At 67.6% G+C, this 14091-nt stretch carries 12 protein-coding genes; 9 read left to right on the top strand and 3 right to left on the bottom strand.

Annotated elements, in window-relative coordinates; all coding sequences use genetic code 11:
• Positions 1 to 64: 64 nt before the first annotated feature.
• Positions 65 to 532, top strand: a complete 468-nt coding sequence (locus AC1DFC_RS21805) for a MarR family winged helix-turn-helix transcriptional regulator (RefSeq protein ID WP_413333606.1) — start codon at positions 65 to 67, stop codon at positions 530 to 532.
• A gap of 127 nt (positions 533 to 659) precedes the next feature.
• Positions 660 to 1163, top strand: a complete 504-nt coding sequence (locus tag AC1DFC_RS21800) for a MarR family winged helix-turn-helix transcriptional regulator (protein WP_007836387.1) — start codon at positions 660 to 662, stop codon at positions 1161 to 1163.
• Between the two features lie 64 nt (positions 1164 to 1227).
• Here the strand turns inward: AC1DFC_RS21800 and AC1DFC_RS21795 are convergent, their stop codons facing one another.
• From AC1DFC_RS21795 to AC1DFC_RS21785, 3 genes are all read right to left on the bottom strand, one after another.
• Complete coding sequence (locus AC1DFC_RS21795) at positions 1228 to 2799, bottom strand: acyl CoA:acetate/3-ketoacid CoA transferase (protein ID WP_007836391.1); 1572 nt, start codon at positions 2797 to 2799, stop codon at positions 1228 to 1230.
• Between the two features lie 62 nt (positions 2800 to 2861).
• Positions 2862 to 4109: a thiolase family protein gene (locus AC1DFC_RS21790; RefSeq protein WP_478179984.1), complete on the bottom strand. Its 1248-nt coding sequence runs from the start codon at positions 4107 to 4109 to the stop codon at positions 2862 to 2864.
• Positions 4110 to 4112: 3 nt separating this feature from the next.
• Entirely contained in the window at positions 4113 to 5324 is a 1212-nt protein-coding gene (locus tag AC1DFC_RS21785) for a thiolase family protein (protein ID WP_007836393.1), read from the bottom strand.
• A 156-nt stretch (positions 5325 to 5480) separates the two neighbouring features.
• Here AC1DFC_RS21785 and AC1DFC_RS21780 point away from each other — a divergent pair, with 156 nt between their 5' ends.
• The 7 genes from AC1DFC_RS21780 (at position 5481) to AC1DFC_RS21750 (ending at position 14083) form a co-directional block, all read left to right on the top strand.
• Entirely contained in the window at positions 5481 to 6266 is a 786-nt protein-coding gene (locus tag AC1DFC_RS21780) for a crotonase/enoyl-CoA hydratase family protein (protein ID WP_007836394.1), read from the top strand.
• A 28-nt stretch (positions 6267 to 6294) separates the two neighbouring features.
• Positions 6295 to 8163, top strand: coding sequence for a feruloyl-CoA synthase (locus AC1DFC_RS21775; protein ID WP_478179983.1), 1869 nt, complete (start codon positions 6295 to 6297; stop codon positions 8161 to 8163).
• Positions 8164 to 8185: 22 nt separating this feature from the next.
• A complete protein-coding gene (locus AC1DFC_RS21770; protein ID WP_007836396.1) occupies positions 8186 to 8950 on the top strand; it encodes an SDR family NAD(P)-dependent oxidoreductase in 765 nt (254 codons plus the stop codon).
• Between the two features lie 43 nt (positions 8951 to 8993).
• A complete protein-coding gene (locus AC1DFC_RS21765; RefSeq protein WP_478179982.1) occupies positions 8994 to 10133 on the top strand; it encodes an ABC transporter substrate-binding protein in 1140 nt (379 codons plus the stop codon).
• A gap of 25 nt (positions 10134 to 10158) precedes the next feature.
• A complete protein-coding gene (locus tag AC1DFC_RS21760) occupies positions 10159 to 11199 on the top strand; it encodes a branched-chain amino acid ABC transporter permease (RefSeq protein WP_478179981.1) in 1041 nt (346 codons plus the stop codon).
• A gap of 333 nt (positions 11200 to 11532) precedes the next feature.
• Positions 11533 to 13344: a branched-chain amino acid ABC transporter ATP-binding protein/permease gene (locus AC1DFC_RS21755; RefSeq protein ID WP_478179980.1), complete on the top strand. Its 1812-nt coding sequence runs from the start codon at positions 11533 to 11535 to the stop codon at positions 13342 to 13344.
• A gap of 1 nt (position 13345) precedes the next feature.
• On the top strand, positions 13346 to 14083 hold the full coding sequence (locus AC1DFC_RS21750; protein WP_478179979.1) for an ABC transporter ATP-binding protein: 738 nt from the start codon (positions 13346 to 13348) through the stop codon (positions 14081 to 14083).
• The last annotated feature ends 8 nt before the right edge of the window (positions 14084 to 14091 follow it).

Genomic DNA, 14091 nt, shown 5'->3' with positions numbered 1-14091 from the left:
GAGCGGGAGGGGCTCGGTAAGATCGCGGGCTTCTGCGCCGCCGAAGCCGATCTGTTTCTCCATCATGTCCCTCAGCAAGTCCAATACCGCCGCGATCGACATCAACGACCAGCCGGGTCACCTCATCCGGCGCGCCCATCAGATCGCAGTGTCGGTATTCCACGAGACGCTGGGGCGCGACGTCACGCCGGTGCAATATGCCGCGATGCGCGTCTTGCAGGACAAGCCGGGCATCGACCAGATCACCCTGGCCCAGCAGGTGGCCCTCGATACCTCCAGCGCTGCCGACATCGCCGCGCGCCTGGAAACGAAGGGATTGATCACCCGCAAGATGCTGGCGCGCGGACAGCGCGAGTTGCGCCTCACGACCGCCGGCGAGGATTTGCTTGCAGAGATGGTGCCCGCGATGGCACAGATGCAAGACACCCTCCTGGGCTCGCTGAGCGAGAAGGAGCGCGCAGATTTCATGGCGTTGCTCAGAAGGTTCGTCACCGTCAACAACGAGAAGAGCCGCGCGCCGATGCGCGCTTAATGCGGGCGGCGGGTCCCCTCTTCGGGATGGCGGGGTTGTCCACGAGCGCCGTGGTGGCTTCGCAAGCCGACTGTTGTAATCGGACATGGAACGCCGTGCGAACGCGTCGCCTCGGCACAATCACCCCATGCCCAGCGTCCAACCCATCAAGAAAAAGACAGCCCCTGCGGTCGCAGCCACCCCGGCGCCCATGACCGGGTCCGTGGACACCGCCTTCCTTCGCACGCTGGTGGGCTACAACGCGCGCCGCGCCTCGCTGGCCGTGATCGAGGTGTTCATGGAGCGCATGGCGGTGTACGGCCTGAAGGTGGTGGATTTCTCGGTGCTGTCGCTGATGGCGCACAACCCCGGCATCACCTCGCGCCAGCTGTGCGCCACGCTCGATGTGCTGCCGCCCAACCTGGTAGGACTGATCGCCGCGCTGGAGCGGCGCGGGTTGATCGAACGCCGCCCGCACCCGAGCGACGGCCGCGCCCTCGGCCTGCACCTCACGCCGGCAGGGATGGATCTGACCGCGCAGGCCGAGCAGACCGCCGCCGACCTGGAGGTGGACGCCACCGGGCGCCTGACGGCCGCCGAGCGCAAGACGCTGATCCGGCTGCTGCAGAAGGTGTACTCGCGGGGGGAATGAAGTTCCCTGTGGTTCTGCGTCCGCGCGCAGGGCCGAAGACGACGCGGGCGCTATCGGAGGTACTTCACTCGACGCGCGACCTTTCGGCCATGGCCTTGGCCAGGCCACCCCACTGGGCGCGGAACAGCCCTGGGTCCATGGTCTTCACATCGCGCATCAGGGGCCTGAACCCCATGTGCGCCAGCACATCGCGCTCCAGGTCGATGCCCGGCGCGATCTCGATCAGTTCCAGCCCTTCGGTGGTCAGGTGGAACACCGCGCGTTCGGTGACGAACAGCACGTTCTGCTGGCGCCGCGCGGCATCCAGCCCATTGAAGGTGATCTGCTCCACCTTCTCGATGAACTTGCGGGACTTGCCTTCCTTGACGATGGTGAGCTGCCCGTCGGCCACCTTCACCTGCAGGCCCCCGGCGGTGAAGGTGCCGCAGAACACCAGATTCTTCGTGGAGCACGTGATGTTCACGAAGCCGCCGCAGCCCACGGGGCGGCCGTTGAATTTGCTCACGTTCACGTTGCCGTGGTTGTCCACCTGGGCCAGGCCCAGGAAGCTGGCGTCCAGGCCGCCGCCGTCGTAGAAGTCGAACTGCAGCGACTGCTCGATGATGGCGTCGGCGTTGTAGGCCACGCCGAAGTCGCCGCCCTGCGCGGGAATGCCGCCGGTGATGCCGCTCTCGACACTCAGGGTCAGCTGGTCGGCCACGCCCTCCTCCGCTGCCACCGAGGGCACGCCGGCCGGGATGCCGATGCCCAGGTTGGTGATCGCGCCGGGCGCAAGCTCCAGCGCCGAGCGGCGGGCAATCACCTTGCGCTCGTCCAGCGGCATGGGCTCCAGCGAGTTCACGGGCACGCGCACGTCGCCGCACAGCGCGGGGCTGAACTGCGTGGTGATGGTCTGCATGTGGTTCTCGGGCTGGCTGACCACCACGTAGTCCACCGACACGCCCGGCACCTTCACCGACTTGGGGTGCAGGCTGCCGGCCTGGACGATGCGCTCCACCTGCGCGATGACGATGCCGCCGCAGGCCTTGGCCGCATGGGCAATGTTGATCTGCTCCAGCAGCATGCCTTCCTTGTCCAGCGTGATGTTGCCGTTCTCGTCGGCCAGGGTGCCGCGGATGATGGCCACGTCGATCTTGGGCGAGGGGTAGAACAACCATTCCTCGCCGTTGAATTCGACCAGCCTGACCAGGTCTTCGGTGGACTTGCCGTTGAGCTTGCCGCCCTCGATGCGCGGATCGACGAACGTGCCCAGGCCCACCTTGGTCAGCAGGCCCGGGCTGCGGCTGGCGATGTGCCGTGTGAGGTGCGACAGGCTGCCCTGCGGGAAGTTGTAGGCCTCGACCTCGCCTTCGAACACCATCTTCATCATCTCGGCGCCGGTCTGGCCGAAGTGGCCGGCCACGGTGCGCTTGATCATGCCGGGGTGGGCGAAGTGCACCATGCCCGCGTCCTTGCTGTTGCCGATGGCGCCGCAGGCCCAAGTGGTCACGTTGCGCGGGTGGCCTGTGTCCAGAAAGGTTTGCTCCACGCCCTTGAGCACTTCCTCGGGCAGGCTGGTGACGGCCAGGCCGCCCAGGAAGATGGTGGCGTCGTCGGGGATGAGGGCCCCGGCTTGGGCGGCGGTGATGATTTTCATGGCGTGTGGTTTTGTTGTCGGGAACGGGTTCGGTCGTTCTGGCGTCTTGAGTCCGGCAGCTCTCAGGCTTCGGGGTTTTCGATAAGCAACGCCATGCCCTGCCCGCCGCCCACGCAGGCGCTGGAAATGCCGTAGCGCAGGCCGCGGCGGCGCAGTTCGCGCGCCAGCGTCACCGTGAGGCGCACGCCGGTGGCGGCAAGCGGGTGGCCCAGCGCGATGGCGCCGCCGTTCACGTTGAGCTTGTCGCGGTCGAGGCCCAGCTCGCGCTCCACCGCGATGGTCTGGGCGCCCTGGGCCTCGTTGATTTCGAACAGGCCGATGTCGTCCAGCGCGAGCCCGGTGCGCGCCAGCAGCGCGCGGATGGCGGGGGCCGGGCCGATGCCCATGTACTCGGGCGCCACGCCCACCGCCGCCGCACCGCGCAGACGCGCCAGGGGCTTGAGGCCGCGCTGCTGCACATACGCATCGCCGGCCACCACCGCGCCCACGGCGCCATCGACCAGGGCCGAGCTGTTGCCGGCCGTCTGCACGCCACCGGGATAGACGGTGCGCAAGCCCGCCAGGGCCTCGATGGGCGAGGGGCGCGGGTGGCTGTCGCGGTCGAGCTGCGCCACCTTGCGCGGCAGCGTGATGCCCCGCGTGGCATAGCCTTCGAGCGCGAATTTTTCGCTCGTCACCGGCACGATCTCGCCGGCCAGGAAGCCATCGGCCTGGGCCTTGAGCGCTCGCTCGAACGAGCGGGCGGCGTAGGCGTCCACGTCTTCGCGGGTGATGCCGTATTTCTTCGCCAGGTTCTCGGCGGTCTCGATCATCGTGACCGGGCCCGCGGTGTCGATCAGCGCTTCCATCAGGAAGTCCTTGAACTCCACCGGCGCGCCCAGCTTGAAGCCCGTGCGGTGCGTGTAGGCGGCAATCGGGTTGCGCGTCATGGACTCGGTGCCCACCACCAGCGCCACGTCGGCATAGCCCAGCGCGATCTGGTCGGCCGCCTGGCGGAGCAGCTCGAACCCCGTGCCGCAGATGCGCTGCACCAGGATGGCCGGCACGCTCTGCGGCACGCCCGCGTACAGGCCGATGTGGCGCGGCAGCACGAAGGCGTCGAAATCGGCCTGCGCCATCGATCCGGTGATGACCGAGTTCACGTCGGCGGCGGACACGCCGCTGCGCTCCAGCACCGCACGGGCGACCTTGATGCCCATGTCGGTGGGCGACACATGGCCCAGGGGACCGCAGTAGTCGACCATCGGCGTGCGCACGCCGTCGATCAGCCAGGCATTCAGGGGAGCGGAAAAGGAATGTTCAGTGGTCATGGATCAAGCTTTCTGGGTTCTGCTGTCGGTCACGCGCAGCACGGTGGCATAGCCGCTGTCGCCTGCGGCGCAGCCGGTGAACAGGCCCACGCCGCCACCGCGCAGCACCAGCTCTTCGATGAGTTCGATGATGGCGCGCAGTCCCGTGGGCGCCTGCGGGTGGCCCCAGATGATGGAGCTGCCGTAGTTGTTCATGCGCTCCCACGCGAAGCCGGTGTCGCGCGCCAGGGCGATGTCGTTCACGGCGAACGGGTTGTGGGTCTTGACGGCGTCCACGTCCTTCATGGCGAGGCCCGCGTGCTTCAGCGCATTGAAGGTGGCGGGCACCGGCGCCATGGGCATGTAGCCCGCCTCCACGCGCGCCATGCCGAAGCCCAGGATCTCGATCTCGATGCCGGGATCGATGGACGCAGCGCGCGCCCGGTCGCGCGTGGTGACGATGGCGCCCGCGTTGCCGTCGGCCGGATGGGTCTGCCCGCCGAAGGTGACGGTGCCGCCCTCCTTCACGGGCTTGAGCCTGGCCAGGCCTTCGGCCGTGGTCGGGAAGATGCCTTCGTCGGTGCCGAGCGTGCCGGTCTGCTTGCGGAATTTCGAGTCGGAGAGCGGTACGTCGGCCATGTAGCGCTTCTGGAACGCGCGGTCATCGGCCAGCGCCTGCTGGTACTGGGTGTAGCGGTGCAGCTTCAGCGCGTGCTGTTCCTCGGTGCTGATGCCATAGCGCGCGGCCACGTTCTCGCCCGTCTGCAGCATCGCGTTCTTGGCGTAGGGGTCGTGCGCCATGTTGTCGGGCACCCAGTGCTCGGTGATGCCGTAGCCGCCGGTGCCACTCGAATCCGGGTAGTACACGACCGGCCCGTTGGACTGCCGATCGGCCATCACCAGCAGCGCGCTACCGGCCGTGCCGCAGGCCACTTCCTGCGCGGCCATCTGCAGTGCGCGCACGCTGGTGGCGCAGGCCTGCTGCACGGTGGGGCCGGCCACGCGATCGATGCCCATGAGCCCCGTGACCCACGGCAGTCCGTAGAAGCTGCCCTTCTGCGGATTGGTGATGCCCAGGATGGCCAGGTCCACCGCCGCGAGGTCGTAGCCGCGCGCCGCCAGCGCCTGCCGGCCCACCTTGGCCGCCAGCGGCAGTGCATTGAGGTTGGCCAGCGAGCCCTGCCACTTGGCAAAGGGAGACGACCAGTAGATACCGTAGGGGATGAAGGCGTTCATGGCGGGCTCCTTGTTCCTGAAGGCTGCATTTAGTTATTTATCATAACCATATGATCCACTGGAAAAGCTAGGGAAAGCACCTAGAAAAGAGCCCGGCTTCGACCTTGTTTTAGTTATTTTCAATAACCATAATTCCGCCAACTCACCCACATCACCATGACCCAGTCCACCGACATCTCCCTGGAAATTCGCGGCGAACGCGAGGAAATCGCGGTCATCCGCCTGACCCGCCCCGCCAAGCGCAACGCCTTGAACGATGGCCTGATCCTCGCGCTGCGCGATTTGATGGAAAGCCTGCCCGCCACTGTGGCCGCCGCGGTGATCGACGGCCAGGGCGAGCACTTCTGCTCGGGGCTGGACCTCAGCGAACTCAAGGAGCGCGATGCCGGCCAGGGCCTGCACCACTCGCGCATGTGGCATGCAGCGCTCGATCGCGTCCAGTTCGGCCCCGTGCCCGTGGTGGCCGCGCTGCACGGTGCCGTGGTGGGCGGCGGGCTGGAGCTGGCCAGCGCGTGCCACATCCGCGTGGCCGACGAATCGACCTTCTACGCGCTGCCCGAAGGCTCGCGCGGCATCTTCGTGGGCGGTGGCGGCGCGGTGCGCATCCCGCGCCTGATCGGCACGGCCCGCATGACCGACATGATGATGACCGGCCGCGTCTACAACGCCGTGGACGGCGAGAAGGTCGGCTTTGCGCAGTACCTCGTGCCCGCTGGCACCGCGTTCGACAAGGCCTTCGAGCTGGCCCAGCGCATCGCCCAGAACGCGCCGCTGACCAACTACGCGCTGATGCACGCGCTGCCCCGCATTGCCGAGCAGCCGTCCGACCAGGGCCTGATGACCGAAGCCATGATGGCCGCCATCGCACAGAGCGCACCCGAAGCCAAGGCCCGCGTGCGCGCCTTCCTCGACGGCAAGGCGGCCAAGGTCAAGAAGGACTGATGCACGTCGCGCGCACGGAAAGCCCCTGATGACTGCAACCCCCTCCACACCTCGCTACCGCCCCCTGCGTTTCGGTGTCACCGAAGTGCGCACCCGCGCAGCGGACAACGGCGTGGTCTATGTCGAAGCCGCGCAGGCCCTGCAGCCGCACCCCGTGCGCCTCACCGAGCGGCTGGCGCACTGGGCGCAGGTGGCGCCCGAGCGCACGTGGATGGCGCAACGCGTGAAGAACGCCGATGGCAGCCTGGGCGAATGGCGCCACATCAGCTACAGCCAGGCGTGGGCCGCGGCCCGCAGCATTGCGCAGGCGCTGCTGGGCATGAACCTGGGCACCGAGCGGCCCGTGGCCATCCTGAGCGAGAACGACCTGGACCACGCGCTGCTGTCGCTGGGCTGCCTGGTGGCCGGCGTGCCGCAGTGCACGGTGTCCACCGCGTATTCCACGATCAGCCAGGACTACGACAAGCTGCGCCACGTGCTGGACACGCTGACGCCGGGCCTGGTGTTCGCAAGCGACGCCAGGCGCTTTGCCCGCGCCATCGGCGCCACGGTGGCCTCCGATGTGCATGTGGTGCTGGGCAGTGGCAGCATCGAAGGGCGTCGCACCACGCCGTTCAGCGAGCTGCTGGCCACCCCCGCCACGCCCGCCGTGGATGCGGCGCACAGCGCGATCACCGCGGACAGCATCGCCAAGTTCATGTTCACCTCGGGCTCCACCAAGCTGCCCAAGGCCGTGATCGTCACGCATGGCATGTGGGCCGCCAACCTGCAGCAGATGAACCAGTCCATGCCCGTGCTGGCCGAAGAGCCGCTGGTGCTGGTGGACTGGCTGCCGTGGAACCACACGTTCGGCGGCAACCACAATTTCGGCATCGTCATCTACAACGGCGGCACGCTCTACCTGGACGAGGGCAAGCCCACGCCCACGGGCATGGCCGAGACCATCCGCAACCTGCGCGAGATCGCGCCCACGGTGTACTTCAACGTGCCCACGGGCTTCGAGGTGATCGCGCAGACCATGAAGACCGATGACCAGCTGCGCAGGAACCTGCTCAGCCGCGTGAAGATGTTCTTCTTTGCGGCGGCCGCGCTCTCGCAGCCCATCTGGGATTCTCTGTTTGAAAGCGCCGAGCGCGAGGTGGGCGAGCGCATCGTCATGAACACGGGCCTGGGCATGACCGAGGGCTGCCCCTTCTGCGTGGCCGTGAACAGCCCCAACGTGCAAGCGGGCGATATCGGCGTGCCCACGCCCGGGCTGCAGCTCAAGCTGGTGCCGGTGGACGGAAAAATCGAGGTGCGCTACCGCGGCCCCAACATCATGCCCGGCTATTGGCGCAACCCCGGGGCCACGCGCGAGGCCTTCGACGAAGAGGGCTTCTACTGCTCGGGCGATGCGGTGAAGTGGATCGACGAGAACGATCTGAACAAGGGCCTGAAGTTCGACGGCCGCATCGCCGAGGACTTCAAGCTCAGCACCGGCACCTTCGTGAGCGTGGGCCCCATGCGCGCCAAGATCATCGCGGCCTGCGCGCCCTACGTGCAGGACGCCGTGCTCACCGGCATCAACCTCAAGGAAGTCGGTGCGCTTCTGCTGCCCACGGCCGCCTGCCGCACCCTGAGCGGCCTGCCCGCCACCGCCGGCCTGCAGGAAGTGGTGCAGAGCGCGCCCGTGCAGCAGCATTTCCAGAAGGTGCTGAACCAGCTTGCGGCGCAGGCCACCGGCAGCGCCACGCGCGTGGCACGGGCCCACCTGATGGCCGAGCCACCATCGCTCGACAAGGGCGAGATCACCGACAAAGGCTCCATCAACCAGCGCGCCGTGCTTCAGCACCGTGCGCATCTGGTGAACGCGCTGCACGACGGCAGCCTGCCTTTCACCATCGTTCCCCAACACTGAATTTCACCGGAAGGAATCCACCATGCACATCCAAGGACAAGCCGCCATCGTGACCGGCGGCGCATCCGGCCTCGGCGAAGCCACCGCACGCGAACTGGCGCGCCTGGGCGCCAAGGTGGCCGTGCTCGACCGCAATGCCGAACAGGCCGAGAAGATCGCCGCCGAGATCGGCGGCGTGGCGTGCGCCTGCGACATCACCGACGCCGCCAGCGTGACCGCCGCGCTGGACAAGGCCGCCGCCGCCCATGGCCCCGCACGCATCCTCATGAACGTGGCCGGCATCGGCAGCGCCAAGCGCATCGTGCAGCGCGACGGCAGTGCCGCGCCGCTGGAAGACTTCACGCGCGTGGTCACCATCAACCTGATCGGCAGCTACAACGTGAGCCGCCTGTTCGCCGCCGCCTGCGCCAAGCTGCCCGCGCTGGACAACGGCGAACGCGGCGTGATGATGTTCACCGCCTCGGCCGCCGCGTTCGACGGCCAGGTGGGCCAGCAGGCCTACAGCGCCTCCAAGGGCGGGCTCGTGGGCATGACGCTGCCCATGGCGCGCGACCTGGCCCAGCACGGCATCCGCGTGTGCACCGTGGCGCCCGGCCTGTTCGCCACGCCGCTCATGAAGGAGCTGCCCGAAGCCGTGCAGCAGTCGCTGGCCGCGTCGATCCCGTTCCCGCCACGCCTTGGAAAGCCCTCGGAGTTCGCCGAGCTGGCCTGCCACATCGTCACCAACGGCCATCTCAACGGCGAAGTGATCCGCCTCGACGGTGCATTGCGCATGGCGCCGCGCTGACTCTTCAAACCCGCTTCCATCCCGCTTCCTTCAGGAGACATCGATGACATTCAAGAAAAAGACCACCCTCGCCGCCGTGCTGGCGCTCATGGCCGTGGGCATGGCCCATGCCGACATCACCATCGGCGTGGTGCAGCCCCTCACCGGCCCGGCCTCCGGCCTCGGCATTCCGGTGAAGAACGGCATCATGATCTGGCCCAAGACGATCGCGGGCGAGACGCTCAAGGTGGTGGTGCTCGACGACGCCACCGACCCGACCACCGGCGTGAAAGACACGCAGCGCCTGGTGACGGAAGACAAGGCCGACGTGATCATCGGCTCCAGCGCCACGCCGGTCGCCATTCCGATGGCCGACGTGACCGCCGAAGCCGGCACGCCGCAGATCGCGACCTCGCCCGCCAGCCTGCCGCCGGGCAAGGACAAGTGGTTCTTCCGCATGCCGCAGTCGAACGACGTGATGGCCTACGCAGTGGTCGCGCACATGAAGAAGCAGAACGTGAAGACGATCGGCTTCCTCGGCTACACCGACGCGTATGGCGAGCTGTGGCTCAAGGCGCTGACCGCCGAGGCCGCCAAGAACGGCATCAAGATCGTCGCGACCGAGCGCTTCGCGCGCTCCGACACCAGCGTGACCGGCCAGGTGCTGAAACTCACGTCGGCCAACCCCGACGCGATCCTGATCGTGGCCTCGGGCAGCGGCGCAGGCATGCCGCAGAAGGCGGTGATGGAGCGCGGCTACAAGGGCAAGGTCTACCAGACGCACGCCGCCGCCACGCAGGACCTGATGCGCACCGCCGGCAAGGACGCCGAAGGCACCTTCGTGGTGTCCGGCCCCGCCACCGTGGCCGAGCAGTTGCCCGACAGCCATCCGTCGAAGGCCGCCGCAGTGGCCTTCGTGCAGGGCTACGAGAAGGTCTACGGCCCCGGCTCGCGCAACCAGTTCGCCGGCCACTCGGCCGACGCGCTCACGGTGCTCGAGAAGGCCGTGCCGGTTGCACTCAAGAAGGCCAAGCCCGGCACGCCGGAGTTCCGTGCCGCGCTGCGCGATGCGCTCGAAGGCATGGGCCGCACGGTGCTCGCGCACGGCGTGCTCAACTGGACGGCACAGGACCACTGGGGCTACACGACCGAGACCGGCGTGATGCTCAAGGTGGTGAACGGCGCGTTCAAGGTCGAGCAGTAACCTTCTTCAATCGCAGCCTCACGCCATGGACTTATCAATCGCCAGCATCCTGACGCTGGACGGCCTCACCAATGGCGCGATCTATGCCCTGCTGGGCATGGGCATCGTGCTCGTCTTCACGGTGACCCGCGTCATCTTCATCCCGCAGGGCGAATTCGTGGCGTACGGCGCGCTGACGCTGGCGATCTTCCAGACCGGCAAGACGCCGGGCACGGTGTGGCTGCTGCTCATACTGGCCGGTGTTGCCGCGCTGATGGATCTGGTCACGACCTGGCGCCACAGCGGCAGCGCGGCGGGCGGGCTGAAGGCGGCAGCGCGCACCTTCGTCCTGCCGGCCATCATCTGCGCGGTGTCGGCGTGGGCCGGCCCGCGCAACCTGCCGATCGGCGTGCAGGCTCTGCTCACGGTGTTCATCGTGACGGCCTTCGGGCCGCTGGTGTACCGCGTGGCGTACCAGTCGCTGGCCGGCGCGAGTTCGCTGGTGCTGCTGATCGTCTCGGTCGGCGTGCACTTCGCGATGACGGGACTGGGCCTGCTGTTCTTCGGCGCTGAAGGTTTTCGCAACCCGCCGTTCTGGGACGAGCGCATGGCGCTGGGCCCGCTGAACGTGAGCGGGCAGGCGCTGATCATCTTTGCCATGTCGGCCGCGCTGATCGTGCTGCTGTACCTGATGTTCGAGCGCAGCCTGTATGGCAAGGCGCTGCGGGCAACGGCCGTGAACCGGCTGGGTGCGCGGCTCATGGGCATTTCCACCCAGGCGGCGGGGCAGCTCACTTTCGCGATGACGGCACTCATCGGTGCGCTCTCGGGCCTGCTGATCGGGCCGACCACGACCGTGTTCTACGACTCGGGATTTCTCATCGGCCTGAAAGGCTTCGTGGCTGCCGTGGTTGGCGGGCTTGCAAGCTACCCGGGTGCACTGCTCGGTGCGTTGGCAGTGGGCGTGATCGAGTCCTTCGGTTCTTTCTGGGCGAGCTCGTTCAAGGAAGTGATCGTGTTCACCATCATCCTGCCGGTGCTGCTGTGGCGCTCGTTGCGCAGCGGGCATTCGGATGAGGAGAATTGATGAGCACACGTTCTTCTTGCCGCTCCAGGGGTCGTTCGGGGTGCGCTCACGCCGACGGGGTACCTTGCTCCGCGAATGTCCCCCGGCCTGCGGCCTCCTCCTTTATTTCGCTGCGCAAGGCACCCCATCGGCGTGAGCGTCCAGCAGAGCGGTTGAACTGCCTGCACAAGCAGAGCGCCCATCGTGCACAGGGCACCGGGTGCTCCCCGCAGCGAAATAAAGGAGGAGCCGAAGGCGGGGGACATTCGCGGAGGGGAGTACCCGGTGGCCTGTGCACGCGCCCCGAACAAGCGCACCTGAAACAAAACAAACAACCCGCGATGGATCACTGAGATGGAAGCGCTTCTGAATCCTTCTTCGACCCCTGCGCCGGACAAGAGCCTGCTGCGCACCTGGGGCCCGCTCGCACTGATCCTGGTGCTCGTCGCGCTGCCATTCCTGCCGCTGCCCGACTTCTGGATCATCCAGCTCAACTACATCGGCATCTACACCCTGCCCGTGCTCGGCCTCGTGCTGCTCACCGGCGTCGGCGGCCTCACCTCCTTCGGGCAGGCGGCCTTCGTGGGCATCGGCGCGTACACCACCGCCTACCTCACGGTGAACACCGGCCTGTCGCCGTGGGTCACGCTGTTCATCGGCCTGGCGCTCACCGGCCTCAGCGCCGCGTTCATCGGCGCGATCACGCTGCGGATGTCAGGCCACTACCTGCCGCTGGCGACCATCGCGTGGGCGCTGTCGCTGTACTACCTCATGGGCAACCTCGATGCGCTCGGCAAGTACGACGGCATCCTGGGCGTGAAGGGGCTGTCGCTGTTCGGTTTCGAGTTCGGCCAGCAGCGGCTGTTCTACGGCGTGGTCTGGGCTTTCGCGATCCTCGCTGCGTTCGCGGTGATCCGCCTGCTCGATTCGCGCAGCGGCCGCGCCATCCGTTCGCTGGCCGGCGGCTCGCAGATGGCCGAGGCCATGGGCGTGAACACGCTGCGCTTCAAGATCGGCATCTTCGTGCTGGCGGCCATGCTCGCATCGATCTCGGGCTGGCTGTTCGCGCACTTCCAGCGCACGGTGAACCCGTCGCCCTTCGGCCTGAAGATGGGCATCGAATACCTGTTCATGGCGGTGCTCGGCGGCGCGGCCCACGTGTGGGGTGCCATTGCCGGTGCCGGCGTGGTCAAGCTGCTGGAAGACCAATTGCAGGTGCTGCTGCCCAAGCTGATCGGCACGGCCGGCAGCTACGAGCTGATCGTGTTCGGCATCATGATCGTGCTGGTGCTCAAGTACCTGCCCAGCGGGCTGTGGGCCTTCGTCGACCGGCGCCTGCCGCGTCCGCGCCGCAGCGTCGACTGGCAGAACGCCAAGGACCTGCCCGCACGCGCCAAGCCGGCCGCCGGCGAGGTGGTGCTCGACGTGCAGGCCATCCGCAAGATCTTCGGCGGGCTGGTGGCGGTGAACGACATCAGCTTCCAGACACGCGCCGGCCAGATCGTCGGCCTCATCGGGCCGAACGGCGCGGGCAAGTCGACCACCTTCAATCTCGTGACCGGCGTGCTCGGGCTTTCGGGCGGCGCGGTGCGCTTCCGTGGCGAGGCCATCGGCGGGCTGGGCGCGCGGCAGATCGCGCAGCGCGGCGTGTCGCGCACCTTCCAGCACGTGAAGATGGTGGCCGACATGACGGTGCTCGAGAACGTGGCGCTGGGCGCCCATCTGCGCGGCCACAAGGGCGCCGTCGCCGCCATGCTGCGCATCGACCGCACGGAAGAGCGCGCACTGTTCCGCGAGGCCGAGCGCCAGCTGCAGCGCGTGGGCATGGGCGACTACCTGCACGAGATCGCGGGCAACCTCGCCATGGGCCAGCAGCGCCTGCTGGAGATTGCGCGCGCACTGTGCGCCGACCCGGCCCTGCTGCTGCTCGACGAGCCCGCGGCCGGCCTGCGCCACAAGGAAAAGGAAGCGCTGGGCAGGGTGCTGCGGCAGCTGCGCAGCGAAGGCATGAGCATCCTGCTGGTGGAGCACGACATGGGGCTGGTGATGGACATCTGCGACCACATCGTGGTGATGGAATTCGGCACGCACCTGATGGAGGGCACGCCTGCCGAGGTGCAGAACAGCGACAAGGTGCGCGCGGCTTACCTCGGAACGGAGCATTGAGATGACCACACCCCCCCTGCTCCACATCCGCGACCYGCACGCCGGCTACGGCCGTGCCGAAGTGCTGCACGGCATCGACCTGAAGGCCGGCCAGGGCAGCGTCGTCACCGTGATCGGCCCGAACGGTGCCGGCAAATCCACGCTGCTCAATGCGCTGATGGGCGTGCTGCCTTCGAAGGGCGTCATCGAGTTCAAGGGCCAGCCCATCTCCACGATGACGCTCGAAGAGCGCGTGATGCTCGGCATCGCGCTCGTGCCCGAGAAGCGCGAGCTGTTCGGCACCATGCCGGTGGAAGACAACCTCGTGCTCGGCGGTTTTCGCCAGGTGCGGCTGCGCAACAAGCAGTGGCGCGACCGCATCGACGAGGTCTACACGCTGTTCCCGCGCCTGAAGGAGCGCCGCACGCAACTGGCCGGCACGCTGTCGGGCGGCGAGCGGCAGATGCTGGCGGTGGGCCGCGCGCTGATGTCGCGCCCCACGCTGCTGATGCTCGACGAACCCAGCCTGGGCCTTGCGCCGCTGGTGGTGCAGGAAATCTTCCGCACGGTCGATGCGCTGCGCGCCACGGGCGTCACCATCCTGCTGGTCGAGCAGAACGCACGCGCCGCGCTCGAAGTGGCCGACCACGGCTATGTGCTCGAGATGGGCAGCGTGAGCCTCGAAGGCGAAGCGAAGAAGCTGGCAGTCGATTCGCGCGTGATCGACACCTACCTGGGCGCGGCAAGAAAAGCCGCCTGAAGAAAGTG

Source organism: Variovorax sp. 10L421 (assembly GCF_056395365.1).
This window is presented reverse-complemented; position numbering and strand designations above follow the sequence as displayed.